The organism is Streptomyces chartreusis NRRL 3882, from assembly GCF_900236475.1.
Classification (GTDB): Bacteria; Actinomycetota; Actinomycetes; order Streptomycetales; family Streptomycetaceae; genus Streptomyces; species Streptomyces chartreusis_D.
The window spans coordinates 4,950,498-4,976,020 of the sequence record NZ_LT963352.1 but is presented as its reverse complement, the minus strand read 5'-3'; the positions used below and the strand labels follow the sequence as shown (position 1 = coordinate 4,976,020).

Genomic DNA, 25,523 nt, shown 5'->3' with positions numbered 1-25,523 from the left:
CCGCACCGCCGGGTTGCGCACCCACCCGCCCCCAGTCCCGACGCCGAGCCCCCCTCATGAACCGTCCACCGCAGCCCGCCACTCGGCGACGGCCTCCACCGACACCGGCTCCCCCCAACCCCCCGGCCGCACCGCCCCACCGATGTGAAACGCGTCGACCCCCGCGCCCCGCAACACCGGCACGTGCTCCAGCCGCAGCCCGCCCCCCACCAGCAACCGCTGCTCGTACCCCGGCTCCCCGGCACGCCCCGCCTCGGTGAGCAGCACGGGGAGCCCGTCGTCGACCCCGTCCGCCGACCCGGCCGTCAGGTACGTGTCCAGCCCGGGCATCCCGTCCAGCTGCTTGCGCAGGGCGTCCCGGTCGGCGGCCCGGTCGATGGCCCGGTGGAAGGTCCAGGGACAGCCGTCCAGCACGCCGACGACGCGCTCCACCGCCGCCAGGTCCACCGCGCCGTCCGCGTCGAGGAACCCGAGCACGAACTCCTCGGCCCCGGCCTCCCGCAGCCCGGCGGCCACGCCGGCCAGCCGGTCGACGTCCCCGGCCGCGAAGCCGTCGGCGAGCCGCAGCATCACCCGCAGGGAGATGTCCACGGCCCGGCGGATCCCGGCGACGGTGGCGGCCGACGGGGAGAGCCCGTCGGCCGCCATGTCGGTGACCAGCTCAAGGCGGTCCGCGCCTCCGGCCTGGGCGGCGACCGCGTCCTCGACGCCGAGGGCGATCACCTCCAGGACTGCACGCTTGCTCATGGGGCCCCTTCGTCGGCATGGCGTCGGCGTTCGGCAACAGGTCTAGTCCAATCAAGACTACGCTGCCCGCTCCCGCCGCACCCCACGCCCCGGGGACACGACTCACCCGAAGATGTTCAGGTCCTTCGCCTCCACCCCGACCAGCTCGAAATCGGGAGCCCGGTCGACCGGCCGCCCCGTGTACAGCCGCACCAGGGTCGGTCCGTCCCCGATGAAGCGCCCCGGGGGCCGCTCCCCGCCGCTCTCCCCGAGCCGCAGCGGTTCGTCCAGGTCGTCGAGGTCGGCGTGGAGCGGCACGTGCCCCCGCTCGCGGGTGATCCGGGCGAGCAGCGCCAGCGCGTCCGGCAGCCCGGCCCCGCCGTACGCCCCCGGCTCGCCGAAGGCGTCGCGCACGTCCCCGGCGTGCACCCACTCCCCCAGCGCGAGACCGTCCAGCTTCCCGCCCGCCCCGGCGATCACCGGCCCGGCCTCGGTCATCCCGCGCTCCAGCTCGTCGACCACCCGGGCGTTGCTCCAGCCGTCCCGCTCGGCGATGTCCCGGTCGTTCGTCTCGGGCGAGAACACCCCCTCCTCGAACCGGTTCTCCACCACCCGGGTGAGCGCGGCCGAGCAGTGCGCCAGCACCGACCGCACCGACCAGCCCGGGCACGCGGCGACCGGCAGCGCGAAGTCGTCGTCGGCCCTGCCCCGCAGCAGCGGGATCAGCGCGTCACGCTCGATCGTGAGCAGCCGCCCGGGCTGCTCGGGGTCCCGTACGTCGTGCACATCAGCAGGAGTCGTCATGGGACCCACGCTAGGTGTCACACCCCGCTGAGCGGGAGAATGCCCCCATGGCCGATCTCGACGCCCTCCGTGCCCGCTTCGTCCGCACCCTGGAGGCGGCCCGGGGCCCCGCCGGTGGCCCGGACCCGGTCCCGTACGCCGACGACCTGCTCGGCCGCTGGCAGGAGCCGCAGCGCCGCTACCACACGGTCGGGCACCTCACGGCGGTCCTGGACCACATCGACGTACTGGAGACGTACGCGCACGACCCGGACGTGGTCCGGCTGGCCGCCTGGTTCCACGACGCGGTCTACCTCCCCGAGCGCTCCGAGAACGAGGAACGCTCCGCACGCCTCGCCGAGCGGGCCCTGCCCGAGGCCGGCGTGCCCGCGGCCAGGACCGCCGAGGTGGCCCGCCTGGTCCGCCTCACCGTCGGCCACGACCCCGCCGACGACGACCCCGACGGCCAGGTCCTGTGCGACGCCGACCTGGCGATCCTCGCCTCGCCCCCGTCGGCGTACGCCGCCTACACCGCCGCCGTCCGCGAGGAGTACCACTTCGTCCCGAACGAGGCCTTCCGCACGGGCCGCGCGGCGGTCCTGCGCCAACTCCTCGATCTGCCCGGGCTGTTCAGGACGCCGTACGGAGCGTCGGAGTGGGAGGCGACGGCCCGCTACAACCTCACCTCCGAGCTGGAAATGCTGTCGCTTCCACCCGCCGACCCCTCGTAACCTGCCCGGCATGTGGACATCGGGTGCGGAACAGGTGGAGCAGGCCGTCGCCGAGTGCGTGGGCGTGCTGGGGGCGGTCACCGACCGGGACTGGGAGGCGGTGCGCGCCGGGCGGCTGGAGTGGAGCTGCCGGGAGACGGCGGTGCACATCGCCGAGGACCTCATCGCGTACGCGGGGCAGCTGGCGGGGCGCGGGCCCGAGGCCTACACGCCGTTCGAGATCTCGCTGGAGGAGGGGACGGACAACGCCGGTGCGGTGCAGGTGATCCGCACGATGGGCGTCCTGCTCGCCGCCGCGATCCGCACCACCCCGCGCGAGGTGCGGGCCTTCCATCCGTATCCGTTCCGCAGCGCGAACCGCGAGGGGTTCGCCGCGATGGGCGTGGCCGAGGTGCTGCTGCACACCCACGACGTGGCCGAGGGCCTGGGCGTGGCGTACGAACCGGCCGCCGAGCTGTGCGACTTCGTCCTCACCCGGATCTTCCCGCACGTCCAGCCCGGTCCCACCCCGTGGCGGACCCTGCTGTGGGCCACGGGCCGGGGTGAGCTGCCCGGCCGCGAGCCGCTCACCGAGTGGCGGTGGAGCAACAACCTGGTGATCCCCACCGACCGGCTCACTCTCCAGGGCGTCACCCCGGCGGCGGCGGGCGATCTCGGCACGGTCGGCGACGGCGGCTTCGAGTGGCTCGACGGCGGTCCGGTCGAGGGCACCCGGGTCGGCGCCGGGCTGGTGTTCAAGCAGTACGAGGACGGCGTCCACCGGCCCGAGTGGGGCATGTACGTCCTGGTCCGGCGCGAGGACGGCCGCGCACTCGGCGCCATGGGCTTCCACAGCGTGCCGGACGAGTCGGGGCGGGTGGAGGTCGGCTACGACCTGGTCGAAGCGGCCCGTGGCCACGGTTACGCCACCGAGGCGCTGCGCGCGCTGTCGGCGTGGGCGCTGTCCCGGGACGCGGTACGGACCGTCGTCGCGAACGTCGAGCGGGACAACGCGCCCTCGCACCGCGTCCTCGCCCGTGCCGGGTTCGAGGCCGTCGCGGAGGACACCGAGCAGGTCACCTACGAGCTGCGCTAGGGGGTGCGGCGAGACTGCGTACCGGGCGTCGCGACGCCGCGGAGATCCATCAGAAGCCCCCTAACCCCGCAGCTGGGTCCGCCCCTTGGGCCGGCGCAGCCCCGCCCCGTGCAGCAGCCGCACCACCTCGCGGCTGCTGACCTCCACGGCCCCGGCGCTCACCGCGTCCGCGTACCGCTGCTCGGGGATGTCGTAGTGGTCGCGTTCGAAGGCCCGCCGGGGCACGCCGAGGCGTTCGGCGAAGGTGTGCAGCTCCTCGTACGAGACGTCGCTGACCAGGTGGGACCACATGCGGCCGTGGCCGGGCCAGGTCGGCGGGTCGATGTAGACGGTCACGAGGACGCCGCTCCGCCGAGGGCCTCGCCCAGCGACCCGACCGCGGCGACCTTCACGCCCGCCTCGCTGCACACCCAGTGCGGGTCGGGCCCCAACTCCGGTTGCACGTCCAGCGCGTGCGGGTCGCCGGTGCCGCACACCGGGCACAGCGGCCAGCGGCCGTAGCGCTCCAGCAGGGCGTCCTGCACGTCCTGCGCGACCAGACCGGCGACGTACTGCGCGCCCTCCGGCCACTGCTCGACCCACCACCGCCGCTGCACGACGGACTCCTCGACCAGGGAGACGACGTCCGCCTCGGCGACACGTCCCGCGACGAGGTCGGCCAGCACGAGGGCGCGCGCGGCGTGCAGTGCCTGCTCCAGGGGGCTGATGGGGTCCATGCCCCCATTGTGCGCACTCTTGACCACAACGCCGAGCCGAAAATATCTTTCAAGGGTGACCCGAAGAGTGAAGGAAATTTTCGCCAGCGAACGCGGCGGTGCGAGCGGCACGGGCGGCACGGGTGCCATGGCCGCCACGCTCGGCACCCCGCCCGCCCCCGCCGCCCTCGCGGCCAAGGTCCGTACGCTGGGCCCGTCGATGACGCGTTCCATGCAGCGCGTCGCCGAGGCCGTCGCGGGCGACCCGGCCGGCTGCGCGGCCCTCACGGTCACCGGCCTCGCCGAACTCACCGGCACCAGCGAGGCGACCGTCGTACGCACCGCCCGGCTGCTGGGCTATCCGGGTTACCGGGACCTGCGCCTGGCCCTCGCCGGCCTCGCCGCCCAGCAGCAGTCCGGCCGCGCCCCCGCCATCACCACGGACATCGCGGTCGACGACCCGATCGCCGACGTGGTCGCGAAGCTGGCCTACGACGAGCAGCAGACCCTCGCCGACACCGCCGCCGGCCTCGACACCGTCCAACTGGGCGCGGCCGTCACGGCGCTGACCGGCGCCCGGCGCACGGACGTGTACGGCGTCGGGGCGTCCGGCCTGGTCGCCCAGGACCTCACGCAGAAGCTGCTGCGCATAGGGCTGGTCGCGCACGCCCACAGCGACCCGCACCTGGCCGTCACCAACGCCGTGCAGCTGCGCGCGGGCGATGTCGCGATCGCCATCACGCACTCCGGGTCCACGGGGGACGTCATCGAGCCGCTGCGGGTCGCCTTCGAGCGCGGGGCGACGACGGTGGCGATCACCGGCCGCCCGGACGGCCCGGTCTCGCAGTACGCCGACCACGTCCTCACCACGTCCACGGCGCGGGAGAGCGAGCTGCGTCCCGCGGCGATGTCGTCCCGGACCGGACAGCTTCTTGTGGTGGACTGCCTGTTCGTGGGGGTGGCGCAGCGGACGTACGAGACGGCGGCGCCGGCGCTCTCGGCGTCGTACGAGGCGTTGGCCCACCGGCATCGTTCCTGAACCGGCCCCGGCCGGCACCGGAAAGACACGGAAAGACACGGAAAGAGCCGTCCCATGACCTCCACCTCCAACCCCCGTGAGCTCAGAGCCGAGTTGGAGTCCCTGACCACCGAGGCGTTCCGGCCGGAGCTGGCCGGCATCGACCGGCTGCCCACCCTCGACATCGCGCGGCTCATGAACGGCGAGGACGGCACCGTGGCCGGGGCGGTCGCGGCCCGGCTGCCGGAGATCGCCGACGCGATCGACGCCCTGGCCGAGCGGATGGCCCGGGGTGGCCGCCTTGTCTACGCGGGGGCCGGCACGGCCGGCCGGCTGGGCGTCCTGGACGCCTCCGAGTGCCCGCCCACCTTCAACACCGACCCCTCCCGGGTCGTCGGGCTGATCGCGGGCGGCCCCCAGGCCATGGTCACCTCGGTGGAGGGCGCGGAGGACTCCCGGGAACTGGCCCAGGCCGACCTGGAGCCCCTCGGCCTCACCCCGGACGACACGGTGGTCGGCATCTCGGCCTCCGGCCGCACCCCGTACGCCATCGGCGCCGTCGAGTACGCCCGCGCCCGCGGCTCCCTCACCATCGGCCTCGCCTGCAACCAGGGCAGCCCGCTCGCGGCCGCCGCCGAGCACGGCATCGAGATCGTCGTGGGCCCCGAACTGCTCACCGGCTCCACCCGACTGAAGGCCGGCACGGCACAGAAGCTCGTGCTCAACATGCTGTCGACGATCACCATGATCCGCCTGGGCAAGACCTACGGGAACCTGATGGTCGACGTCCGCGCCTCCAACGACAAACTGCGTGCCCGCTCCCACCGCATCGTCGCCCTCGCCACCGGCGCCGGCGACGAGGAGATCGAACGGGCCCTGGCCGCCACCGACGGAGAGGTGAAGAACGCGATCCTGACCCTCCTGGCCGGCGTGGACGGCCCGACGGCGGCCCGCCTGCTGGAGGAATCCGGCGGGCACCTGCGAGCGGCCCTGGAGGCACGCCCGTAGGGCCTGGTCAGGCAGTCGTGTGCTGCAGGATCCGGTCGGCCAGGTGGTCGTCCAGTGCCCTGGGCAGGGTGTGGCCCATCCCCTCGATCATGACCAGGCGGGCGCCGGGGAGGGCGGCGGCGGTGGCTTCGGCATGGGCGGGCGGGAACATCGGGTCCTCGGTGCCGTGCAGGACCAGCGACGGCGCCGTGACGGAGGCCAGCTCCGCCGTGGAGCCCACCGGGGCGGCCCCGGCGAGCGCGTGGTTGAGCGCGGCCCACGGATCACGCGCCCGCTCGTACGCCCGGCGCTCCATCGCACGGTACTCGTCCTCGTCGAACGGCAGCACCTGTCCGTGCAGCACACGCCACAGCGGCAGCCGGGCGGCGAGGTAGTCCTCCAGGCCGGCCTGCGGCTCCGGGAACGCCGAGGCGAGCGCGGCCAGCAGCTCGGGCCTGGGCGCAGGCAGTTCACCGGGGAGCGGAGGTGCTCCCTCCATGGCACGCTGCACGGCCGCCGCCGTGTCGGTGCCGAGCGGCTGGGACGACAGGCTCGTCAGGGTCAGCACCCGGCCCGGGTGGGTGACGGCCAGCCGCTGGCCGATGATGCCGCCGAGGGACGCGCCCACCACGTGAGCGCGTTCCGCCCCGAGCGCGTCCAGGACGGCGAGCGCGTCGGAGGCCAGGTCGGCGACGGTGTACGGCTGCTGGGCGAAGTCGACCGTGGACGAGCGTCCGGTGTCCCGGTGGTCGTAGCGGATGACCCGGCGGCCCCCGTCGACAAGGCGGCGGACGATGCCGTCGTTCCACTGGATGCCCTGCGCCTGCGCGCCCATCACCAGCAGCACCGTCGGATGGGCGGGGTCGCCGAACTCCTCGGTCCACAGCTCGAGTCCGCCCGCAGGGACCATCCGCTCGCGGCCCGTCAGGTACTCGTTCTCCGTCTTATTTTCCTGCATGGTCGTTCAGGTTAATGGCTCGGAGGCGAGCGCACACCTGTTTTCCGGGCACGTGTGTGCGGGTGCGGGTTGGACGCCCCGGGCCCGTCCGGGCACGCTGACCCCATGGCGGGTGTCAAGGGACAGGTGCAGAAGCGTGGCGTGGAGCGCCGCCGCGCCATCGTCGACGCGGCGATCGAGCTGTTCGCGCGTCAGGGGGTGCGCGGCACCGGGGTGGCCGCGATCGCCGAGCGCGTCGGCACCACCCCGTCCGCCCTCATCCACCACTTCGGCAGCAAGGACGGCCTCGTCCGAGCCGTCCTGGAAGAGGCCGACCGGCGCGCCCTGGAACGGCTGTCCGCCACGAAGGACGCCGAACCCACCCTGGACGAGGCGTTCGACTGGTTCGTCCGGGACGCCGAGCACACCGCCGCCACCGCACGGCAACTGGCCGCCCTGCACACCACCCTCACCGCGGAGAACCTCGATCCCGGCTCCGGGCTCCACACCTGGTTCCGGGACCGCGGCCGGGCGCTGCGGGCCCATCTGGTCGCCCTGTTCACGCGCGCCGCTGCCGACGGTTCGGCCCGCGCCGACCTGGACCCCGCCCTCCTGGCAGCGGAGACGGCGGCGTTCCTCGAAGGGGCCCACCTGCTGTGGCTCCTGGACCCCGAGCAGGTGGACCTGACCGCCTTGCACCGCAGCTACTTCGAGGGGCTGGCGTCCCGGATCCGGCCGGACTGAAAAGAAACGGGTGCGCGGCGGCACCGGGCCCGGCGGCCCTGCCAGGGAGTGCCCGCGAGGGCCGTCACGTCGGCTGGGCGCGTCATGTCAGCTGGGCGACCGCCTCCCCCTGCTCCGCATGCCGCTCGTCCTGCTCCGCGTGCCGCTCGTCCTGCTCCGCGTGCCGCTCCTCCTGCTCCGCCGCGGCCCTGTCGGCCAGGGCGTTGACGGCCGCGTTGAACCGCTCCATCGAGGTGGGCCGGTCCGGGCCCAGGACGTACTCCTTGAGGACGCGGCGCTCGGGTGCCATCGGGTCGTGCAGCGGAGCGCGGACCGAGCGGAGGATCTCCGGCAGCCGGACGCACTCCCGGTCGAGGAGGTAGGCGCCCCCGGCGGTGGTGTACGCGGCCCGGAACTCACCGTCGGGCAGGTCGTTCGCGTTGGTCAGGACGTACGGCTTGAGGCTCGCCACGAAGTCCGCGACCACGGACGACACATCGCTGATGAGCATGTCGGCCTGGTCGAAGCACTCGTACAGCGTGGGCAGTTGCTTCAGGATCACCTGGTGTCGGACGGAGCCCCGGCTCTCCCAGAAGATCCGGTGCCACTCGGCACGCAGCTCGTGCCACTCGGCCTCACCACCGGGGTCGGGGACGCGCGCCTCCCGGGTCTGCTGGGCGTCGTCGCCGCCGAGCCGTCCCGCCAGCTCCCCGAGGCGGGCCTGGATCTCCGCGAGCCGCGGCCGGGCTGCGGTGATGGCGGCCTCCACGCCGTCGCTGTCACCCCGCTCCTTGTCCCGCCGCTCGTTGTCGGCGCGCAGCAACTCCCTGATGGCACGGTCGGCTTCGGCCGCGGCGCGGGAGCGCTTGCCGGTGAGGGGGTGCGGCTTGTAGATGACGCGCACGTTCTCCGCGAGCAGCTTCTCGACCAGCGTCACGCCCATCGGGATCAGGGACGTGTGGCAGTCGTCGTCGCTCCAGCCCTCCCAGGTCGGTGCGTACAGGACGGTCGGCAGCGGCCCGGGAACGTGGTCCGCGTGCAGCCGGATCGACGACAGCTGCGGGCGGCCCACCTCGACGATCGCCCGGTCGTCGATGGCGTGCCGCACCCGCTGGTAGCGGTCGCGCCCGGCCCGCCCGGCCACCCAGATCTCGTCGTACACCTTGCTCACCCGGTTGCTGCTGGCGAGCTTGTCGCTGTCGCCGTGCCCGATGAAGACGTGCTTGGCCTCGGCGACGCGCAGCATGTGCACGTTCTTGCCCGCGTTGCCGGGGTAGAGGACGACCCGGAGCTCGGGCAGCTCCAGCTGCGCCACGTCGTCGGCCTTCGGCAGGCACACCACGGGCAGCCGCGTACGGCTCAGATAACGGAACGAGGCCCGCTCCCGCAGGATGATCAGCGGGCGCCGGTCGAGCTGCTCCAGCGTCTCGATCCACATGTTGACCTGGTACATGAAGTCCCGCGACACGGACGCGAAGCTGAAGTACAGCGCCACCTCCGGCCGGTAGCCGGACAGTTGCCGGTTGACCTCCGCGATCACCTCGTCCCGCGACGGCATCCGGCGGGCCCGGCGCAACTGCGCCAGCAGCGCCAGCACGGCGGCCACCGCGAGCCCGGCGGTCAGCGCGAAACCGACACCGGCGGGCTGCCACGCCCCCGCCGCCAGGGCGGCCAGCAGTCCCGCGTGGGCCGGCAGGTCCAGGTGCAGCAGCTTGCGCAGGAACCGCCGGTAGAGGAGGGCGGGCGGGGACTGCGGAATGCCCGCCCCGCTCATGTCGAGGTTGCGCACCACCACCGGGAGCGTGCGCCGCCGCCGGATGGCGTGATGCACCGCCGTGTACAGCGTCACCAGCGCGAAGTGGGCACTGAACACCGCCAGGGCGGTCACCAGCACCGCGTCCGAGGCGTTCATACGGTCGGCCAGGGCGAGCAGCATCACCGTCCGCACGGTGAACCGCATCGTGCGGGTCAGCTGCAACGCGGCCAGCCGCCGCACGAAGGAGGGCGCCCGCGCGTGCAGCACCTCGTCCGCGGCGTACGTCACGGCCGAGGCCACGGCGAAGCCCCAGAGCGACGGCCGCAGCGCGAAGACGGGCAGTGCGGCGAAACCGGCGGCGAAGAGCAGCACGAGGAGCAGATCGGTCTTCCCGCGCACGCGCAGGACACCGCACAACCAACGGAGCGTCATGAACAGGATTCCTCTGGGAAAGGAGGTGTCTTCCGGGATGGCGTGCGGTGGGGCGTACGCCGCTGTACGCGCGGTACGCCAGTTCGACGACGACAACGGGCGAATGGTTGTACGCCCGCGCGTCACCTTCACGTCACCTTGCCCTCAACTCCCGTTCCCCTGAAACGGCCACCGCCCACGGCGGGCGGCCCGCTGCCGACCGACGACAATGGATCCATGAACCACGCCCAGCTCACCGCCCTAGGCCGTGCCCTCCGACTCCTCGGGGAGCACGGGGAGGCCCTCACCGGCGACACCCCGGACGCCAAGCTGCACGAGGTCAAGGCGGATCTGCGGAGGGCCCTGGACCTGCTGGAGGAGAGCGTCGGCAGCGCCCCGCCCACCACGCGCTGCCCCGAGCACCCGAACGGCCCGGTCGACGAGGGCGCGCCCGACGGATGCCTGCTGTGCGAGACGCGGCGCCGGGCCGCCCGCCGGGCCGAGTTCAACGGGCCCGCCCCGCACCCCCCGCAGCCCACGGAGCCCGTGCAGTCCCGTTACGGCGTACGCGGTGACCGCCCCCAGCCCCAGCAGCGCTGGCTGCCGGAGCTGTGGAACGGTCAGACCTGGCAGCTGTGCGGCACCCCGCGCCGGGACCGCCGCGAGGCCGAGCTGTTCATCGCCGCGCAGCGCAAGGCTCCCCGGGCCGCCATGGCGTACCGGCTCGTGCACGAGTTCACCGACTACGAGGTGCTGCGTGTGTGGGGGACGCCCGTGCGGGTCGACATCGAGCCGATGGGCAACCTGTAGGCCCTACAGCAGTGGCAGGGGCAGGAACTCGTACCCCTCCCACAGCCGCCGCGACCGCTCCTCCGGATACGCCGTGACCACCGGCTCCGCATCCAGCACCTGCACCAGCCGCCGCTCGTCGTCGTACGCCGGCCAGCCCGGGTCGCCGGTCCTCGCGAAGGACGTCCAGGACGCTCGGAAACGGGAGGACAGCGAAAGCGCCTCAGCGGACGGCTCCGCGCCCGCGAACAGCAGAAGTCCCAGGTCCGCCCCGTAGGTGCCGAACAGCAGCGGGATGTCCAGGCCGTGGCAGGCACCGAGCGCACCGCCGTTGCCGGGGGCCGGCCAGGTCAGTTCGTAGAGGTGCGCGCTGCCGCCGCCCGCGCGCTGGGCCTCGGCCAGGTGCAGGGACGGCATGTTGAACAGCCAGTCCGTCTGGACGCGTTCGTAGAGCTCGCTCGGCGAGGCGTCCGGGAAGGCGGCGCGGTACGCCTGTTCATCCCCGGGGGCGAAGAGGCGGAGGGCCGCTGCCGCCCGCTCCTCTGTTATCCGGCCCAGCCGGCCCGCCATGGCGACGAAGAGGCGGTACTCGTCGCGGTTGTGGCCGACGAGCAGGTCGACGTCCTTCGCCGCACCGGCCGCCAGCGCCTGCCAGGGCGTGGTCGGCAGGACCTCGCCGTCGACGACCGGCGAGAAGGGCGTGACCGTCGGCGCCGCCTGGCCCCAGCGGTCGAGGTACTGGGGCATCTTGGCGCTCAACGACTCACCCGCCGAGGTCAGTTCGCGCGGCGGGACCGTCGCCAGGTCGGCGACCGTGGGCCGCAGCCCCACCTCGGCGGCGAGAGCGGCACCGATGTCACGGGCCAGCGCGTCCGAGAAGAACGTCCCCGGCACGCTCTGCGCGATCGCCCGCCGGAACAGGCCCGCCGCCCTCGGCATGGCCAGCAGCGAGGCGACGCAACCCGCGCCCGCCGACTCGCCGAAGACCGTGACCTGGCCGGGGTCGCCGCCGAACGCCTCGATGTTGTCCCGTACCCACTCCAGCGCGGCCACCTGGTCGAGCAGGCCGCGGTTGGCGGGCGCCCCCTCGATGTGGGCGAAGCCCTCCATGCCGACGCGGTAGTTGAGGGACACGACCACGAGGTCGCCGTCGGCCGCGATGCGCCGGGCGTCGTAGCCGGGGCTGCCGGAGTGGCCGAGCTTGTAGGCGCCGCCGTAGAGCCACACCATCACCGGGCGGCGGGCGCCCGGGGCGGGCTCGGGGGTCCAGACGTTGACCGTGAGCCACTCGTCGCCCTCGGGCACGTCGACCAGACCCGGGCCGCCCAGGTTGCCGAGGTCCTGCGGGGGCGGCGGGCCGAAGGCGTACGCGTCCCGTATGCCGTCCCAGGTGTGGGCGGGGCGCGGGGCCAGGAACCGGGCCTCGCCCACGGGGGGTGCGGCGAAGGGGATGCCGCGGAAGACGGCGAGGCCCTCCTCCCTGCGGCCGCGTACCGCACCGGCGGTGGTGCGCACCACCGGTGCGGGCTGCCCGGCTGAGGCGCCGGTCGGGGGGTGGGACTCGGTCGTCGTCATCTCTGGATCTCCTCACGGGGTGCCGGTGAACAGGCGCTCCGCCAGTGTCCTTGACTGACGCAAGTGAATCCAGGGCGGCCCGGGGACGGACCCGGTGGGGTCAGCTGAGCGTCTTCAGCGCCGCCGGGTCGTAGGGCGCCAGCTCGTCGAAGCGGCCGGACAGGACCTTCTGCGCCCACTGCGGGTCCTGGAGCAGGGCGCGGCCGACGGCGACCATGTCGAACTCGTCGCGCTCGAAGCGGTCCAGGAGGTTGTCCAGGTCGCCCACTTCGGCGCCCTCGCCCTGGAAGGCCTTGATGAAGTCGCCGTTCAGGCCGACCGAGCCGACGGTGATGGCGGGCTTGCCCGTGAGCTTCTTGGTCCAGCCGGCCAGGTTGAGGTCGGAGTCGTCGAACTCGGGCACCCAGTAGCGGCGGGTGGAGGCGTGGAAGGCGTCCGCACCGGCCGCGGCGAGCGGGGTCAGGATGGCCTCCAGCTCCTCGGGCGTCTCCGCGAGGCGGGCGTCGTAGGCCTCCTGCTTCCACTGCGAGTAGCGGAAGATGACGGGGAAGTCGGCCGAGACGGTCTCGCGGACGGCCGCGACGATCTCCGCCGAGAACTTGGCACGGGCGACCGGGTCGCCGCCGTAGGCGTCGGTGCGGCGGTTGGTGCCCTCCCACAGGAACTGGTCGAGCAGGTAGCCGTGGGCGCCGTGGATCTCCACGCCGTCGAAGCCGATGCGCTCGGCGGCGGCAGCGGCCTCGGCGAACGCGCCGATGACGGCGTCGATGTCGGCCTGGGTCATGGCCTTGCCGGTGGGCTCGGTGGCGCCGATGCGCAGGCCGGAGGGGCCGACGGCCGGGGCGTCCGCGACCGGCGGCTCGCCCTGGTTGCGGACCATGCCGATGTGCCACAGCTGCGGCACGATCGTGCCGCCCGCGGCGTGCACCGCCTCGGCGACCTTCGCCCAGCCCGCGAGCTGCTCCTCGCCGTGGAACCGCGGCACCCGGTCGCTCTGCCCGGCCGACTCGTGGCCGACGTAGGTCCCCTCGGTGACGATCAGACCGACGCCGGCGGCGGCGCGGCGGGAGTAGTACGAGATGACGTCGTCGCCGGGGACACCGCCCGGGGAGAACATGCGGGTCATCGGCGCCATCGCGATCCGGTTCGGAACGGTCAGGCCGCCCAGCGATACGGGCCGGGACAGGATTTCGGCGGCGCGGGAGGCGGCGGAGGCGGCGACGGTCACGTGGGGGCTCCTCTTCGGATACCGGACAGTATGTGCATACGCATAGGACGTACGTGTCAACCATCCGGCCCCGCCCGGGCCATCCCGCCCGCGCTGTGATCCCGGACACGCCCGAGGGCGGCACCCCCTGTCGGAACAGGGAGTGCCGCCCTCGGCAAGGACGTTGATCGACCAGGTCGATCAGAAGTCCATGTCACCGCCCGGCATGCCACCGCCGGCGGGCGCGGCGGCCTTCTCCGGCTTGTCGGCGATGACGGCCTCGGTGGTGAGGAACAGCGCGGCGATGGAGGCGGCGTTCTGCAGCGCGGAACGGGTCACCTTCGCCGGGTCGATGATCCCCTCGGCGATCATGTCGACGTACTCACCGGTCGCGGCGTTCAGACCGTGGCCGACCTGGAGGTTGCGGACCTTCTCCACGACGACGCCGCCCTCGAGACCACCGTTGACGGCGATCTGCTTCAGCGGGGCCTCCAGCGCGAGCTTCACGGCGTTGGCGCCGGTCGCCTCGTCACCGTCGAGCTCCAGCTTCTCGAAGACCTGGGAGGCCTGCAGCAGGGCCACGCCACCACCGGCGACGATGCCCTCCTCGACGGCCGCCTTGGCGTTGCGCACGGCGTCCTCGATGCGGTGCTTGCGCTCCTTGAGCTCCACCTCGGTGGCGGCACCGGCCTTGATGACCGCGACACCGCCGGCGAGCTTCGCCAGGCGCTCCTGCAGCTTCTCGCGGTCGTAGTCCGAGTCGCTGTTCTCGATCTCGGCGCGGATCTGGTTGACCCGGCCCTGGACCTGGTCGGCGGAGCCGGCACCGTCGACGATGGTGGTCTCGTCCTTGGTGATGACGACCTTGCGGGCCTTGCCCAGGAGGTCGAGCGTGGCGTTCTCCAGCTTGAGGCCGACCTCCTCGGAGATCACCTCGCCGCCGGTGAGGATGCCGATGTCCTGGAGCATCGCCTTGCGACGGTCACCGAAGCCCGGAGCCTTGACGGCGACGGACTTGAAGGTGCCGCGGATCTTGTTGACGACCAGCGTCGACAGGGCCTCGCCCTCGACGTCCTCGGCGATGATCAGCAGCGGCTTGCCCGACTGCATGACCTTCTCCAGGAGCGGGAGCAGGTCCTTGACGTTGGAGATCTTGGAGTTGGCGATCAGGATGTACGGGTCGTCGAGGACGGCCTCCATACGCTCCATGTCGGTGGCGAAGTACGCCGAGATGTAGCCCTTGTCGAAGCGCATACCCTCGGTGAGCTCCAGCTCCAGACCGAAGGTCTGGGACTCCTCGACGGTGATGACGCCTTCCTTGCCGACCTTGTCCATCGCCTCGGCGATGAGCTCGCCGATCTGGGTGTCGGCGGCGGAGATGGAGGCCGTGGAGGCGATCTGCTCCTTGGTCTCGACGTCCTTCGCCTGCTCCAGCAGGGCGGCGGAGACGGCCTCGACGGCGCGCTCGATACCGCGCTTCAGGGCCATCGGGTTGGCACCGGCGGCTACGTTGCGCAGGCCTTCCTTGACCAGGGCCTGGGCGAGAACGGTCGCGGTGGTCGTACCGTCACCGGCGACGTCGTCCGTCTTCTTGGCGACTTCCTTGACCAGCTCGGCGCCGATCTTCTCGTACGGGTCCTCGAGCTCGATCTCCTTGGCGATGGAGACACCGTCGTTGGTGATCGTGGGGGCGCCCCACTTCTTCTCGAGGACGACGTTGCGGCCCTTGGGGCCGAGGGTCACCTTGACGGCGTCCGCGAGCTGGTTCATGCCGCGCTCGAGGCCGCGCCGCGCCTCCTCGTCGAACGCGATGATCTTGGCCATGTGAAGTGGTCCCTCCAGGACTGGGGGTGATTCCTTCGGACCGCGCCCGCGCCCGCGACGGACGGCTCGCCGGCCTCGTGGTTCCTTCCCCACCTGGCCTGCGGGCCTCACCGACCCGGTCCTTACGTTGTCACTCTCACCTTCAGAGTGCTAACGCAATGATTAGCACTCGGGCATGGCGAGTGCAAGCGACTCCCACGGTTCGAGCGGGTGCTCAGCCCCCGGCGAACAGCGGGCATCCGGCTCGGCCCGCAGGCCACGGGCAGCGCCGCGGCGGATCGGGCGAGCAGAGAAAAGCCTGGCCCCCGGCCCGTCGCGGCGAGACGAGAGCGACGACGCGGGCGGTCGCCCGGCGGGCGCACCCGTCACGCCGGCCGCCAACCCCCGAGCAGGCCGAAGGGCCCGCACCCCGGGGGGTGCGGGCCCTTCAGAGAAGACCGGTCGCTTGCGCTTGGTCGTGGTGCGCGTTCAGGCAGAGACGCGAACCATGTCGGCCTGCGGCCCCTTCTGGCCCTGCGAGATCTCGAACTCGACCCGCTGGCCCTCTTCCAGGGTGCGGTAGCCGTCCATCTGGATCGCACTGTAGTGGACGAAAACATCCGCACCACCGTCGACCGCGATGAAGCCGTACCCCTTCTCCGCGTTGAACCACTTGACGGTGCCCTGAGCCATGCCTAACTCCCCTATTACTGGCCCTTGCACAGATCCACACTTCGCGGACCCGGGTCAGACCTCACCCCCCACGGTTGGGGGCGTGCGCCGGAACGCGTCGACCGCGGCTGAATGTATCTGTCCAACTGCCGTCTGCAACAGGTCAATCGGACGAGAATTCTGGACGCGCAGGGTCCGGAATGTGGGGAGAATTCGCCTGAATTCAGGGCAAGTCGGGCCACACAAAAGGAACAAAAGCCGCGAAAGACGCACACACTTTGGCTACATCTTGTCGGGCGTGCGGCAGGAATTCAGGGCTCCCGATCAGGGGATCGGCGCCGTGTTCCCCAACTGTACCGCGCTCAATCACACAGAATTGCCCCCTCCGCTTCTCTCACGGAGGGGGCAATTCGCTGAACTCTCAGTAACCGCCGTTACCGAAGGTAACAATCAAGCCGGTCGACCGGTTCAGCCACCGGCGACGGCGGGGATGATCGACACACCGGCGCCGTCCGGAGTCGCCGTCTCCAGACCCTGCTCGAACCGCACGTCGTCGTCGTTGACGTACACGTTGACGAACCGGCGCAGCTTGCCCTGGTCGTCCAGCACCCGGGCGGCGATCCCGGTGTGGTTCTTCTCCAGGTCGGCGATGACCTCGCCGAGGGTCGCCCCCTCGGCGGCGACCTCGGCCTGGCCGCCGGTGTAGGTACGCAGGATGGTGGGGATGCGAACGGTGACGCTCATCGGGATGTGACCTCCGGTTTCGATTGAGCTACGGCTGGGGGCGCGCCCCCAGGGGCGCGGGGCCGGGTCGATGTGCGGCTGCGCCGCGTGGGCGCGACCAGCCCCCACCGGCCCGCAGCGAACGATGGTCAGACCAGACCGGCTTCCCGGAACGACTCCAGGTTGGGCCGAATGGTCGCGGTGAGCCCGGTCCCGGCCACCGCATCCAGCGTCTTGAGACCATCCCCGGTGTTGAGAACGACGGTGGTCTTGGCGGGGTCGAGCACCCCGTTCTCGATCAGCTTCCTGGTCACGCCCACGGTCACCCCACCCGCGGTCTCCGCGAAGACACCCTCGGTCCGGGCGAGCAGCTTGATCGCGTCAACGACCTGCTCGTCCGTCACGTCCTCCACGAAACCGCCCGTCCGCCGGGCGATGTCCAGCACGTACGGCCCGTCCGCCGGGTTGCCGATCGCCAGCGACTTGGCGATCGTGTCCGGCTTCTGCGGGCGTACGACGTCGTGCCCGGCCTTGAACGCCGTCGACACCGGCGAGCAGCCCTCGGCCTGCGCGCCGAAGATCTTGTACGGCTTGTCCTCGACCAGCCCGAGCTTGATCAGCTCCTGCAGACCCTTGTCGATCTTCGTCAGCTGCGAGCCGGAGGCGATCGGCACCACGATCTGGTCGGGCAGCTGCCAGCCCAGCTGCTCGCAGATCTCGTACGCCAGGGTCTTGGAGCCCTCGGCGTAGTACGGCCGCAGGTTGACGTTGACGAAGCCCCAGCCCTCGCCGGCCGGGTCGCCGATCAGCTCGGAGCAGAAGCGGTTCACGTCGTCGTAGTTGCCCTGGATGCCGACGAGCTCACCGCCGTAGACCGCGGCCATGACGACCTTGCCCTGCTCCAGGTCGTGCGGGATGAACACGCAGGAGCGGAAGCCGGCGCGGGCCGCCGCGGCACCCACGGCGCCGGCGAGGTTGCCGGTGGAGGAGCAGGACAGCGTGGTGAAGCCGAAGGCGCGGGCGGCCTCCAGGGCCTGGGCGACGACCCGGTCCTTGAAGGAGTGCGTCGGGTTGCCGGAGTCGTCCTTGACGAAGAGCTTGCCGGCGTCGACCCCCAGCTCGCGCGCGAGGTTGTCGGCCTTGACGAGCTTGGTCCAGCCCGGGTTGATGTTCGGCTTGGTCGCCACGTCGGCCGGGACCGGCAGCAGCGGGGCGTAGCGCCAGATGTTCGCGGGTCCCGCTTCGATCCGCTTGCGGAGTTCCTCGGTGTCGTAGGCCGAGAAGTCGTAGGCGATCTCCAGCGGGCCGAAACACTCCTCGCACGCGAAGACCGGGCCGAGGGGTACGCGGTGGCCGCACTCGCGGCAGCTCAGGGCGGCGGCGGGGCCGAGGTCTACGGTGGAGTCAGTGGTGCTTGCAACAGTCTGCACAGCCATGTGAGGCGAGGCCCTTTCTCCTCATCTTCCTCACGACGCATCTCGCCGTGAGACGGATTTGGCACCTTCCCGAGCCGGGAGCCTCGCGGAGCGGTCGACAGTGACCTACGAGTATCGGCTGGAGGGTTGCCGGGGCTTCATCGGGCCGTTTCCCTCTGCCCCTCTGGATGAGCTGTATGTGGTTGTAAACGACGGCTGACCCCGGACATGCGATGGTCATCCGCGTTGTTCAAGACTGTAACCGACGACCAGGACAGTTGAGATAGTCGTCCGAACCGCGAGATGGGTCACAGTCCGTCCCGCCGAGAGTACGCAGAGGAGCCGCCACGGTGCTGGAAGAAGTCGAGCGCTGGCTGAGCACCCGTTCCTGGTCAGCGACCGATCGCCCGCTCCACCAGATCCTGGCCGCCAAGCAGCGCTCGGGCCAGACGGTGAGTGTGGTGCTGCCCGCGCTCAACGAGGAGGAGACGGTCGGTGACATCGCCGCCGTCATCCGTCACGACCTGATGCGGCAGGTGCCGCTCGTCGACGAGCTCGTCGTCGTCGACTCGGGCTCGACCGACCGTACGTCGGAGGTGGCCGCCGCCGCGGGCGCGACGGTGGTGCACCGCGACGAGATCCTCCCGGGGATCCCGGCCGTGCCCGGCAAGGGCGAGGTGCTGTGGCGGTCGCTGCTCGTCACCCGCGGGGACATCGTCTGCTTCGTCGACGCGGACCTGAGGGACTTCTCGTCCGACTTCGTCTCCGGGATCGTGGGCCCGCTGCTCACCGACCCCGACATCGCCCTGGTGAAGGGCATGTACGACCGTCCGCTCGGCGGTGCGGCCGGGCAGGGCGGCCGGGTCACGGAGCTGATGGCCCGCCCGCTGCTGAACATGCACTGGCCGCAGCTGGCCGGCTTCGTGCAGCCGCTGGGCGGCGAGTACGCGGCCCGCCGCTCGCTGCTGGAGCAGCTGCCGTTCCCCGTCGGGTACGGCGTCGAGCTCGGGATGCTGGTCGACGCGCTGCACCTGGTGGGCCTGGACGCCCTCGCCCAGGTGGACGTCGGGGTGCGCAAGCACCGGCACCAGGACGGGCAGGCGCTGGGCCGGATGGCCGCCGCGATCTACCGCACGGCCCAGCTGCGGCTGGCCCGCGGGCATCTGATCCGGCCGTCCCTGACGCAGTTCGAGCGGGGCGGCGACGGCTTCGAGCCGCGGACGTACTCCGTGGACACCGAGGAGCGTCCGCCGATGGTGGAGATCGCCGAGTACCAGGCGCGTAGGGCGGCCTGACCGGGGTCGTTTTCGGCCGGGTGGGGCAGGGCCGTACGTTTGAGCGTTTCCGGGCCGGGCTAGGTTGAGGCGTATGGCTTCGACGTACGGTGCTGCACAGGTCCTGGTGGCGTCCAACCGCGGTCCGGTCTCGTACGCGGTGGGCGAGGACGGTTCGCTGAACGCCAAGCGGGGCGGCGGCGGGCTGGTCTCGGGGCTGTCCGCGATCGGCTCGGACGCGGACGCCCTGTGGGTGTGCTCGGCGCTGTCCGACGGCGACCGGGAGGCCGTCCGGCGGGGCGTCGGCGAGGACGGCGTGCGGATGCTGGACATCCCGGCCGACGTGCACGCGGACGCGTACAACGGCATCGCCAACTCGGTGCTGTGGTTCGTGCACCACATGCTCTACCAGACGCCCCTGGAGCCGGTCTTCGACGACGAGTTCCGGCGCCAGTGGACGTCGTACGAGACGTACAACCGGGCGTTCGCCGAGGCGCTGGCCGAGGAGGCGGCGCAGGGTGCGGCGGTGGTGGTGCAGGACTACCACCTGACGCTGGTGCCGGGCATGCTCCGCGAGCTGCGGCCGGACCTCAGGATCGGCCACTTCTCGCACACGCCGTGGGCGCCGCCCGAGTACTTCCGGATGCTGCCGGACGACGTGGCCGGGCAGGTGCTGCGCGGCATGCTCGGCGCGGACCGGCTGGGCTTCCTCACGCAGCGCTGGGCGGACGCGTTCACCGCGTGCGCCGAGCAGTTCGCCGGCGGGCTCGGGAGCACCCGGATCGGCGTGCACGGGCTGGGCGCCGACGCGGACTTCCTGCGGAAGCGGTCGCACGAGGCGGACGTCGAGGAGCGGATGGCCGCTCTCCGGGAGGAGATCGGCGAGGACCGCCGCACCATCGTCCGGGTCGACCGCACCGAGCTGTCGAAGAACATCGTGCGCGGCCTGCTGGCCTACCGCCGGCTCCTCGACTCGCACGCCGAGTGGCGCGAGCGCGTGGTGCACGTGGCCTTCGCGTATCCGTCGCGGCAGGACCTCGCGGTGTACCGGGAGTACATGGCAGAGGTGCGGCGGCTCGCGGACGAGATCAACGAGCAGTACGGCACACCGGGCTGGACCCCGGTCGTCCTGCACCTCAAGGACGACTTCGCCCGCTCCCTGGCCGCGTACCGGCTGGCCGACGTGGCGCTCGTCAATCCCATCCGGGACGGCATGAACCTCGTCGCCAAGGAGGTCCCGGTCGTCTCCGACGCGGGCTGCGCGCTGGTGCTGTCCCGGGAGGCCGGGGCGTTCGAGGAGCTGGGCGAGGACGCGATCACGGTGAACCCCTACGACATCACGGGCACCGCGGTGGCCCTGCACGAGGCGCTGTCGATGCGCCCGGAGGAGCGGGCCGAGCGCAGCAAGCGGCTGGCGGCGGCGGCGACCGCGCTGCCGCCGGGGCAGTGGTTCCTGGACCAGCTCGACGCGTTGAAGGGCTGATCACCGATGACCGGTTCCCAGGACTCCCCGACGCCGGCACCCGCCACGAAAGCCGGGCAGGAGGGTCTGGACGCTCTCCTCACCCGCCCGGGTACGGCGTTGATCGGCCTCGACTTCGACGGGACGCTCGCGCCGATCGTGGCCGACCCCGAGAAGGCCCGGGCCCATCCGGGGGCCGTACCCGCGCTGGCCGCGCTCGCGCCGAAGGTGGCCGCCGTGGCGGTGATCACCGGGCGGCCGGCCGAGGTCGCCGTGCGCAACGGCGGCTTCGCGGACGTCCCGGGCCTGGAGCACCTCGTGGTCCTCGGCCACTACGGCGCCGAGCGCTGGGACGCCCGGACCGGTGAGGTCAGCGCCCCCGAGCCGCATCCCGGCGTCGCCGCGGTCCGCGCCGAGCTGCCCGAGCTGCTCGAACGGCTCGGCGCGTCGCAGGGGACCTGGATCGAGGAGAAGGGCCGGTCCGTGGCCGTGCACACCCGCCGGGCCGCCGACCCGCAGGCCACGCTGGACTCCCTGCGCGAACCGCTCGCGGGCCTGGCCGGCCGCCACGGCCTGATCGTCGAGCCCGGCCGCATGGTCCTCGAACTCCGCCCGCCCGGCATGGACAAGGGCGCCGCCCTGGCCGGGTTCGCCCGGGAGATCGGCGCCGGGTCGGTCCTCTTCGCCGGTGACGACCTGGGCGACCTGCCCGCCTACTCGGCCGTCGACAAGCTCCGCTCGGACGGCACCCCGGGCCTGCTGGTGTGCAGCGGCAGCGACGAGGTGACCGAGCTGAGGGAGCGGGCGGACGTGGTGGTGGACGGCCCGGAGGGCGTCGTACGCCTGCTGCGCGACCTGGCGGACCGGATCGGCTGAGGCCTGACGCGGTCCTGACTCAGTCCTGACGCTCCGCCCGGCGCGTCTCCCGTATCCGCCGCAGCCGGTTCACCGTCACCGGGTCGTGGGCCAGGGCGCGGGGGTCGTCCAGCAGGGCGTTGAGGAGCTGGTAGTAGCGCACGGGGGCGAGGCCCAGCTCCTCCCGTACGGCCCGCTCCTTCGCACCGGGCCCGGAGAAGCCTCGGCGTTCGAGCGCGAGGATGTCCCGCTCCCTGCGCCCGAGCCGCTCGTCACCCGTGTCCTCGTCCATGCCAGGCACCGTAACGCCCGCCACCGACAGCGGGACTACTCCGCGCTCTCCGCCCGGGTCGCCACCGCCTGGAGGTGGCCCAGGACGCCCGAGGGGCTGCCGGTGGGGGCGACGGCCTTGCCGATCTGCTTCTTGACCTGGGAGCTGACGTCGGCCCAGGAGGTCTTGCCGACCGGGTAGAGCTCGGAGGTCAGCAGTTCCTCCAGGAACGGCTTGAGGTGCCGGTCCCGGCGGGAGGCGGCCATGGTCCCGGACGCGGAGCTGGTGACCGGCAGCAGGTCGTACTCGCGGGAGAAGGCCAGCACGTTCTTCTCGCTGTAGACGAAGTCGAGGAAGTCGCCGACCTCGTCGCGGTGGCCGTTCTTCCGGAAGGCCGTCATCCAGTCGGCGACGCCGAGCGTGGACTTGCTCGCCCCCTCCTTGCCGGGCGTCGGCACCATGCCGTACTCGACGCCCTGCTTGGCGGCCATCTTCATCAGGGAGGGGTGGCCGTTGAGCATGCCGACCTCGCCCTTGGCGAACGCGGCGAACGCGGCGGCCCGATTGAGCTCGCCGGGCGCGACCGGCCCGGTCAGGTCCTTGCCGACCAGTTCGTTTTTCAGCCAGGAGAAGGTGTCGATGTTCTCCGGGGAGTCGATGCCGTAGCTGCCGACGGTGTCGGTGTAGCCGCCCCCGCCGCTGAGCATCCACTGCATGGTCTCGGCCTGGGCCTCCTCCGGGCCGAGGGGCAGCGCGTAGGGGTACTTCACGCCCTCGTCCTTGAGTGCCGCGGCGTCGTCGGCCAGGTCGTCCCAGGACTTGGGCGGGGTGATGCCGGCCTTGGCGAAGAGGCTCTTGTTGTAGAAGAGCACGCGCGTGGAGGAGGCGAACGGCATGCCGTACTGCACGCCCTTGACCTGTCCCGCGGAGGCCAGCTGCCCGACGAAGTCGGCCTGCACGGGTATGGAGAGCAGGTCGTCCGCCTTGTAGAGCTGGTTCTGCGCCGCGTAGTCGGCGTACGCGCCGATCTGCGCCATGTCCGGCGGGTCACCGGCGGCGACCATCTCCCTGACCTTGCGGTCGACGTCGTTCCAGGAGTAGACGCTGACGTCGATCTTCACGCCGGGGTGGTCGGCCTCGTACTCCTCGACCAGCTTGTCCCAGTACTTCCGGGAGCTGTTGGCCGCACTGTCGCCGTAGTCGGCGGCGACCAGCTTCAGGGTCACGTCGGCGGAGCCGCCCGTGACGCCGCAGCCGCCGAGGACCGCCGTCATGCCCAGTGCGGACACCACCGCGATCGTTCCTGCCATCCGCCGCCGCTGCACCGCTGTTCTTCCCCAACCCTGGCGTCGCCGCCAACGAAAGTTTTCGATATTCGGAACAAGGTCTACACCACGTGAGTGGACTAGACCTCTTGCGGGTCCCCGGGACACACTGTTCTCCGTGAGACATGTCATCGCCCTCGACGTGGGCGGCACCGGGATGAAGGCCGCTCTGGCCGGTCCGCGGGGCGAGGTGCTGCACCGGGCCCGCCGGGCCACCGGACGCGAGCAGGGGCCGGAGGCCGTCGTCGCGGGCATCCTCGACTTCGCCGCCGAGCTGCGCGCGTACGGCACCGAGCACTTCGGCACGCCCGCGTCGGCCGCCGGCGTGGCCGTCCCCGGCATCGTCGACGAGGCGCGGGGCGTCGCCGCCTACGCGGCGAACCTCGGCTGGCGCGACGTCCCGCTGCGCGACCTGCTGGCGGAGCGGCTGGGCGTCCCGGTCGCCCTCGGCCACGACGTGCGCACCGGCGGCCTCGCCGAGGGCCGGGTCGGCGCGGGCCGGGGCGCCGACCGGTTCCTGTTCGTGGCGCTGGGCACCGGCATCGCGGGCGCCATCGGCCTGGACGGCCGGGTCGAGGCGGGCGCGCACGGCTTCGCGGGCGAGATCGGCCACATCGTCGTACGCCCCGGCGGAGCCCCGTGCCCGTGCGGCCAGCGCGGCTGCCTGGAGCGTTTCGCCTCGGCAGCGGCCGTGAGCGAGGCCTGGGCGACGGCCTCCGGCACCCCGGGCGCGGACGCGGCGGACTGCGCGAAGGCGGTGGACTCCGGCGACCCCGGAGCCCGGGCGGTCTGGCAGGAGGCGGTCGACGCCCTGGCCGACGGCCTGGTGACGGCCCTGACCCTGCTGGACCCCCGCGTCCTGATCATCGGCGGCGGTCTGGCGGAGGCGGGAGAGACCCTGTTCACGCCGCTGCGGGAGGCCATCCGGCACCGGATCACCTTCCAGAGACAGCCGTCACTCGTCCCGGCGGCGCTGGGCGACGGTGCCGGTTGCCTGGGGGCGGGGCTGCTGGCCTGGGATCTTCTGGCATCGACCGACCGTTCGGAGGTAACCACCTGATGGCAACGCCCCCAGGGGCGCGGGGAACTGCGCGACCAGCCACAAACCACCCGCACCCCGCAACGGCCGAACACCCCACGGTCCTCACCGGCGCAACCGTCGTCCTCCCCACAGGAACCGTCGAACACGGCCAGGTGACCGTCGACGGCACCCGGATCGCCCCCACAGCCCCCGAACACGCCCAGGTCATCGACGTAACAGACCACTACGTGATCCCCGGCTTCGTGGACATCCACAACCACGGCGGCGGCGGAGCCTCCTTCACCTCCGGCTCGGTCGAGGACATCCTCAAGGGCATCCACACCCACCGCCTGCACGGCACGACCACCCTGGTCGCCTCGACCGTCACCGGCGACATGGACTTCCTCACCCAGCGCGCGGGCCTGCTGAGCGAGCTGGCCGAGCAGGGCGAGATCGCCGGCATCCACTTCGAGGGACCGTTCATCTCCCCCTGCCGCAAGGGCGCGCACTCCGAGGACCTGCTGCGCGACCCCCACCCGGCGGAGGTCCGCAAGCTGATCGACGCGGCCCGGGGCAGGGCGAGGATGGTCACGCTGGCCACGGAACTGCCCGGCGGCACCGACTCGGTACGCCTCCTGGCCGAACACGGCGTGATCGCGGCGATCGGCCACACCGACGCGACGTACGAGCAGACGGTCGAGGCCATCGACGCGGGCGCGACGGTCGCCACCCACCTCTTCAACGCCATGCCGCCGCTCGGCCACCGCTCCCCCGGCCCGATCGCCGCGCTCCTGGAGGACGACCGGATCACGGTCGAGCTGATCAACGACGGCACGCATCTGCACCCCGCCGCGCTCCAGCTGGCGTTCCACCGCGCGGGCGCGGACCGGGTGGCGTTCATCACGGACGCGATGGACGCGGCCGGTTTCGGTGACGGACGCTACTGGCTGGGCCCGCTGGAGGTGGAGGTCGCGGACGGCGTGGCCCGCCTGCTGGCGGACGGCACGATCGCCGGCTCGACCCTCACGCTGGACCGCGCGTTCAAGCGGGCGGTCACGGTCGACGGCCTGTCCGTCGAGGACGCGGTGACGGCCCTCTCGGCCACCCCGGCCCGCCTCCTCGGCATGGACGACCGGATCGGCTCCCTGGAGCCCGGCAAGGACGCGGACCTGGTCCTGCTGGACGCCGATTTCGAGCTGACGGGCGTGATGCGCCGGGGCGAATGGGTGGTCGGTCCCCAACTGCGCTGATCCGTCCCGCAGTCGAGAGACGGTGGCCGACTCCAGGAC

At 72.2% G+C, this 25,523-nt stretch carries 25 protein-coding genes and 1 riboswitch; of the genes, 11 read left to right on the top strand and 14 right to left on the bottom strand.

Annotation, left to right across the window (positions count from 1 at the left end; all coding sequences use genetic code 11):
• Positions 1-54: 54 nt before the first annotated feature.
• Positions 55-747: a copper homeostasis protein CutC gene (locus SCNRRL3882_RS22540; protein WP_010035919.1), complete on the bottom strand. Its 693-nt coding sequence runs from the start codon at positions 745-747 to the stop codon at positions 55-57.
• Positions 748-849: 102 nt separating this feature from the next.
• Positions 850-1,530, bottom strand: a complete 681-nt coding sequence (locus SCNRRL3882_RS22535) for a maleylpyruvate isomerase family mycothiol-dependent enzyme (protein ID WP_040902667.1) — start codon at positions 1,528-1,530, stop codon at positions 850-852.
• 47 nt (positions 1,531-1,577) lie between these two features.
• Here SCNRRL3882_RS22535 and SCNRRL3882_RS22530 point away from each other — a divergent pair, with 47 nt between their 5' ends.
• Both SCNRRL3882_RS22530 and SCNRRL3882_RS22525 read left to right on the top strand, forming a co-directional pair.
• Positions 1,578-2,240 carry a hypothetical protein gene (locus SCNRRL3882_RS22530; RefSeq protein ID WP_010035923.1) on the top strand — a complete coding sequence of 221 codons (663 nt, stop codon included), beginning with the start codon at positions 1,578-1,580 and terminating at the stop codon, positions 2,238-2,240.
• Positions 2,241-2,274: 34 nt separating this feature from the next.
• Positions 2,275-3,315 carry a GNAT family N-acetyltransferase gene (locus tag SCNRRL3882_RS22525; RefSeq protein WP_010035925.1) on the top strand — a complete coding sequence of 347 codons (1,041 nt, stop codon included), beginning with the start codon at positions 2,275-2,277 and terminating at the stop codon, positions 3,313-3,315.
• 60 nt (positions 3,316-3,375) lie between these two features.
• Here the strand turns inward: SCNRRL3882_RS22525 and SCNRRL3882_RS22520 are convergent, their stop codons facing one another.
• Together SCNRRL3882_RS22520 and SCNRRL3882_RS22515 are read right to left on the bottom strand one after the other, a co-directional pair.
• Entirely contained in the window at positions 3,376-3,651 is a 276-nt protein-coding gene (locus SCNRRL3882_RS22520) for a DUF4031 domain-containing protein (protein WP_010035927.1), read from the bottom strand.
• Positions 3,648-4,031: a hypothetical protein gene (locus tag SCNRRL3882_RS22515; protein WP_010035929.1), complete on the bottom strand. Its 384-nt coding sequence runs from the start codon at positions 4,029-4,031 to the stop codon at positions 3,648-3,650. The genes SCNRRL3882_RS22520 and SCNRRL3882_RS22515 overlap by 4 nt, the downstream gene beginning before the upstream one ends.
• Positions 4,032-4,086: 55 nt before the next feature.
• On the opposite strand from SCNRRL3882_RS22515, the gene SCNRRL3882_RS22510 reads away from it, so the two are divergent.
• Both SCNRRL3882_RS22510 and murQ read left to right on the top strand, forming a co-directional pair.
• The gene (locus tag SCNRRL3882_RS22510; protein ID WP_029180900.1) at positions 4,087-5,049 is read left to right on the top strand and encodes a MurR/RpiR family transcriptional regulator; all 963 of its coding nucleotides are present in this window, start codon (positions 4,087-4,089) and stop codon (positions 5,047-5,049) included.
• 54 nt (positions 5,050-5,103) lie between these two features.
• Positions 5,104-6,036 (top strand): N-acetylmuramic acid 6-phosphate etherase, encoded by a 933-nt coding sequence (murQ, locus tag SCNRRL3882_RS22505; RefSeq protein WP_010035933.1) that lies wholly within the window; start codon positions 5,104-5,106, stop codon positions 6,034-6,036.
• Between the two features lie 7 nt (positions 6,037-6,043).
• On the opposite strand, the gene SCNRRL3882_RS22500 is transcribed toward murQ, so the two are convergent.
• A complete protein-coding gene (locus tag SCNRRL3882_RS22500; RefSeq protein ID WP_010035935.1) occupies positions 6,044-6,973 on the bottom strand; it encodes an alpha/beta fold hydrolase in 930 nt (309 codons plus the stop codon).
• Between the two features lie 105 nt (positions 6,974-7,078).
• Here SCNRRL3882_RS22500 and SCNRRL3882_RS22495 point away from each other — a divergent pair, with 105 nt between their 5' ends.
• Positions 7,079-7,696 carry a TetR/AcrR family transcriptional regulator gene (locus SCNRRL3882_RS22495; RefSeq protein WP_010035938.1) on the top strand — a complete coding sequence of 206 codons (618 nt, stop codon included), beginning with the start codon at positions 7,079-7,081 and terminating at the stop codon, positions 7,694-7,696.
• Between the two features lie 82 nt (positions 7,697-7,778).
• Here the strand turns inward: SCNRRL3882_RS22495 and SCNRRL3882_RS22490 are convergent, their stop codons facing one another.
• On the bottom strand, positions 7,779-9,863 hold the full coding sequence (locus SCNRRL3882_RS22490) for a hypothetical protein (protein WP_010035940.1): 2,085 nt from the start codon (positions 9,861-9,863) through the stop codon (positions 7,779-7,781).
• Positions 9,864-10,079: 216 nt separating this feature from the next.
• Here SCNRRL3882_RS22490 and SCNRRL3882_RS22485 point away from each other — a divergent pair, with 216 nt between their 5' ends.
• Positions 10,080-10,652 (top strand): hypothetical protein, encoded by a 573-nt coding sequence (locus SCNRRL3882_RS22485; RefSeq protein ID WP_010035942.1) that lies wholly within the window; start codon positions 10,080-10,082, stop codon positions 10,650-10,652.
• A gap of 3 nt (positions 10,653-10,655) precedes the next feature.
• Here SCNRRL3882_RS22485 and SCNRRL3882_RS22480 read toward each other — a convergent pair whose 3' ends face one another.
• From SCNRRL3882_RS22480 to thrC, 6 genes are all read right to left on the bottom strand, one after another.
• A complete protein-coding gene (locus SCNRRL3882_RS22480; protein ID WP_010035944.1) occupies positions 10,656-12,206 on the bottom strand; it encodes a carboxylesterase/lipase family protein in 1,551 nt (516 codons plus the stop codon).
• A 100-nt stretch (positions 12,207-12,306) separates the two neighbouring features.
• The gene (locus SCNRRL3882_RS22475) at positions 12,307-13,434 is read right to left on the bottom strand and encodes an NADH:flavin oxidoreductase (protein ID WP_010035946.1); all 1,128 of its coding nucleotides are present in this window, start codon (positions 13,432-13,434) and stop codon (positions 12,307-12,309) included.
• A gap of 180 nt (positions 13,435-13,614) precedes the next feature.
• Positions 13,615-15,237, bottom strand: coding sequence for a chaperonin GroEL (groL, locus tag SCNRRL3882_RS22470; protein WP_010035948.1), 1,623 nt, complete (start codon positions 15,235-15,237; stop codon positions 13,615-13,617).
• 468 nt (positions 15,238-15,705) lie between these two features.
• Positions 15,706-15,909 carry a cold-shock protein gene (locus SCNRRL3882_RS22465; RefSeq protein ID WP_010035953.1) on the bottom strand — a complete coding sequence of 68 codons (204 nt, stop codon included), beginning with the start codon at positions 15,907-15,909 and terminating at the stop codon, positions 15,706-15,708.
• A gap of 447 nt (positions 15,910-16,356) precedes the next feature.
• Positions 16,357-16,632, bottom strand: a complete 276-nt coding sequence (locus SCNRRL3882_RS22460; protein ID WP_010035955.1) for a ubiquitin-like small modifier protein 1 — start codon at positions 16,630-16,632, stop codon at positions 16,357-16,359.
• Positions 16,633-16,760: 128 nt separating this feature from the next.
• The gene (gene thrC, locus SCNRRL3882_RS22455; RefSeq protein WP_010035957.1) at positions 16,761-18,047 is read right to left on the bottom strand and encodes a threonine synthase; all 1,287 of its coding nucleotides are present in this window, start codon (positions 18,045-18,047) and stop codon (positions 16,761-16,763) included.
• Between the two features lie 18 nt (positions 18,048-18,065).
• A riboswitch (SAM riboswitch) is annotated at positions 18,066-18,221 on the bottom strand.
• Positions 18,222-18,376: 155 nt separating this feature from the next.
• Between thrC and SCNRRL3882_RS22450 the strand changes: the two genes are divergently transcribed.
• From SCNRRL3882_RS22450 to otsB, 3 genes are all read left to right on the top strand, one after another.
• Positions 18,377-19,321, top strand: coding sequence for a glucosyl-3-phosphoglycerate synthase (locus SCNRRL3882_RS22450; RefSeq protein ID WP_010035959.1), 945 nt, complete (start codon positions 18,377-18,379; stop codon positions 19,319-19,321).
• A 73-nt stretch (positions 19,322-19,394) separates the two neighbouring features.
• Positions 19,395-20,783, top strand: a complete 1,389-nt coding sequence (locus SCNRRL3882_RS22445) for an alpha,alpha-trehalose-phosphate synthase (UDP-forming) (protein ID WP_010035961.1) — start codon at positions 19,395-19,397, stop codon at positions 20,781-20,783.
• A gap of 6 nt (positions 20,784-20,789) precedes the next feature.
• On the top strand, positions 20,790-21,638 hold the full coding sequence (otsB, locus tag SCNRRL3882_RS22440) for a trehalose-phosphatase (RefSeq protein ID WP_010035964.1): 849 nt from the start codon (positions 20,790-20,792) through the stop codon (positions 21,636-21,638).
• A gap of 19 nt (positions 21,639-21,657) precedes the next feature.
• Here otsB and SCNRRL3882_RS22435 read toward each other — a convergent pair whose 3' ends face one another.
• Both SCNRRL3882_RS22435 and SCNRRL3882_RS22430 read right to left on the bottom strand, forming a co-directional pair.
• Positions 21,658-21,909 carry a DUF3263 domain-containing protein gene (locus SCNRRL3882_RS22435; RefSeq protein WP_010035965.1) on the bottom strand — a complete coding sequence of 84 codons (252 nt, stop codon included), beginning with the start codon at positions 21,907-21,909 and terminating at the stop codon, positions 21,658-21,660.
• 35 nt (positions 21,910-21,944) lie between these two features.
• Complete coding sequence (locus tag SCNRRL3882_RS22430; RefSeq protein ID WP_010035967.1) at positions 21,945-23,198, bottom strand: ABC transporter substrate-binding protein; 1,254 nt, start codon at positions 23,196-23,198, stop codon at positions 21,945-21,947.
• A 133-nt stretch (positions 23,199-23,331) separates the two neighbouring features.
• On the opposite strand from SCNRRL3882_RS22430, the gene SCNRRL3882_RS22425 reads away from it, so the two are divergent.
• Together SCNRRL3882_RS22425 and nagA are read left to right on the top strand one after the other, a co-directional pair.
• The gene (locus SCNRRL3882_RS22425) at positions 23,332-24,273 is read left to right on the top strand and encodes an ROK family protein (RefSeq protein ID WP_029180904.1); all 942 of its coding nucleotides are present in this window, start codon (positions 23,332-23,334) and stop codon (positions 24,271-24,273) included.
• Positions 24,273-25,484 (top strand): N-acetylglucosamine-6-phosphate deacetylase, encoded by a 1,212-nt coding sequence (nagA, locus tag SCNRRL3882_RS22420; protein WP_029180905.1) that lies wholly within the window; start codon positions 24,273-24,275, stop codon positions 25,482-25,484. Before SCNRRL3882_RS22425 ends, nagA begins: the two co-directional genes overlap by 1 nt.
• The last annotated feature ends 39 nt before the right edge of the window (positions 25,485-25,523 follow it).

What these genes read in the sequence shown, in the direction of transcription:
- SCNRRL3882_RS22540 (WP_010035919.1), bottom strand. Translation starts at nt 747, where the DNA reads ATGAGCAAGCGTGCAGTCCTGGAGGTGATCGCCCTCGGCGTCGAGGAC.
- SCNRRL3882_RS22535 (WP_040902667.1), bottom strand. Translation starts at nt 1,530, where the DNA reads ATGACGACTCCTGCTGATGTGCACGACGTACGGGACCCCGAGCAGCCC.
- SCNRRL3882_RS22530 (WP_010035923.1), top strand. Translation starts at nt 1,578, where the DNA reads ATGGCCGATCTCGACGCCCTCCGTGCCCGCTTCGTCCGCACCCTGGAG.
- SCNRRL3882_RS22515 (WP_010035929.1), bottom strand. Translation starts at nt 4,031, where the DNA reads ATGGACCCCATCAGCCCCCTGGAGCAGGCACTGCACGCCGCGCGCGCC.
- murQ (WP_010035933.1), top strand. Translation starts at nt 5,104, where the DNA reads ATGACCTCCACCTCCAACCCCCGTGAGCTCAGAGCCGAGTTGGAGTCC.
- SCNRRL3882_RS22500 (WP_010035935.1), bottom strand. Translation starts at nt 6,973, where the DNA reads ATGCAGGAAAATAAGACGGAGAACGAGTACCTGACGGGCCGCGAGCGG.
- SCNRRL3882_RS22495 (WP_010035938.1), top strand. Translation starts at nt 7,079, where the DNA reads ATGGCGGGTGTCAAGGGACAGGTGCAGAAGCGTGGCGTGGAGCGCCGC.
- SCNRRL3882_RS22490 (WP_010035940.1), bottom strand. Translation starts at nt 9,863, where the DNA reads ATGACGCTCCGTTGGTTGTGCGGTGTCCTGCGCGTGCGCGGGAAGACC.
- SCNRRL3882_RS22485 (WP_010035942.1), top strand. Translation starts at nt 10,080, where the DNA reads ATGAACCACGCCCAGCTCACCGCCCTAGGCCGTGCCCTCCGACTCCTC.
- SCNRRL3882_RS22480 (WP_010035944.1), bottom strand. Translation starts at nt 12,206, where the DNA reads ATGACGACGACCGAGTCCCACCCCCCGACCGGCGCCTCAGCCGGGCAG.
- groL (WP_010035948.1), bottom strand. Translation starts at nt 15,237, where the DNA reads ATGGCCAAGATCATCGCGTTCGACGAGGAGGCGCGGCGCGGCCTCGAG.
- SCNRRL3882_RS22465 (WP_010035953.1), bottom strand. Translation starts at nt 15,909, where the DNA reads ATGGCTCAGGGCACCGTCAAGTGGTTCAACGCGGAGAAGGGGTACGGC.
- SCNRRL3882_RS22460 (WP_010035955.1), bottom strand. Translation starts at nt 16,632, where the DNA reads ATGAGCGTCACCGTTCGCATCCCCACCATCCTGCGTACCTACACCGGC.
- thrC (WP_010035957.1), bottom strand. Translation starts at nt 18,047, where the DNA reads ATGGCTGTGCAGACTGTTGCAAGCACCACTGACTCCACCGTAGACCTC.
- SCNRRL3882_RS22445 (WP_010035961.1), top strand. Translation starts at nt 19,395, where the DNA reads ATGGCTTCGACGTACGGTGCTGCACAGGTCCTGGTGGCGTCCAACCGC.
- otsB (WP_010035964.1), top strand. Translation starts at nt 20,790, where the DNA reads ATGACCGGTTCCCAGGACTCCCCGACGCCGGCACCCGCCACGAAAGCC.
- SCNRRL3882_RS22435 (WP_010035965.1), bottom strand. Translation starts at nt 21,909, where the DNA reads ATGGACGAGGACACGGGTGACGAGCGGCTCGGGCGCAGGGAGCGGGAC.
- SCNRRL3882_RS22430 (WP_010035967.1), bottom strand. Translation starts at nt 23,198, where the DNA reads ATGGCAGGAACGATCGCGGTGGTGTCCGCACTGGGCATGACGGCGGTC.
- nagA (WP_029180905.1), top strand. Translation starts at nt 24,273, where the DNA reads ATGGCAACGCCCCCAGGGGCGCGGGGAACTGCGCGACCAGCCACAAAC.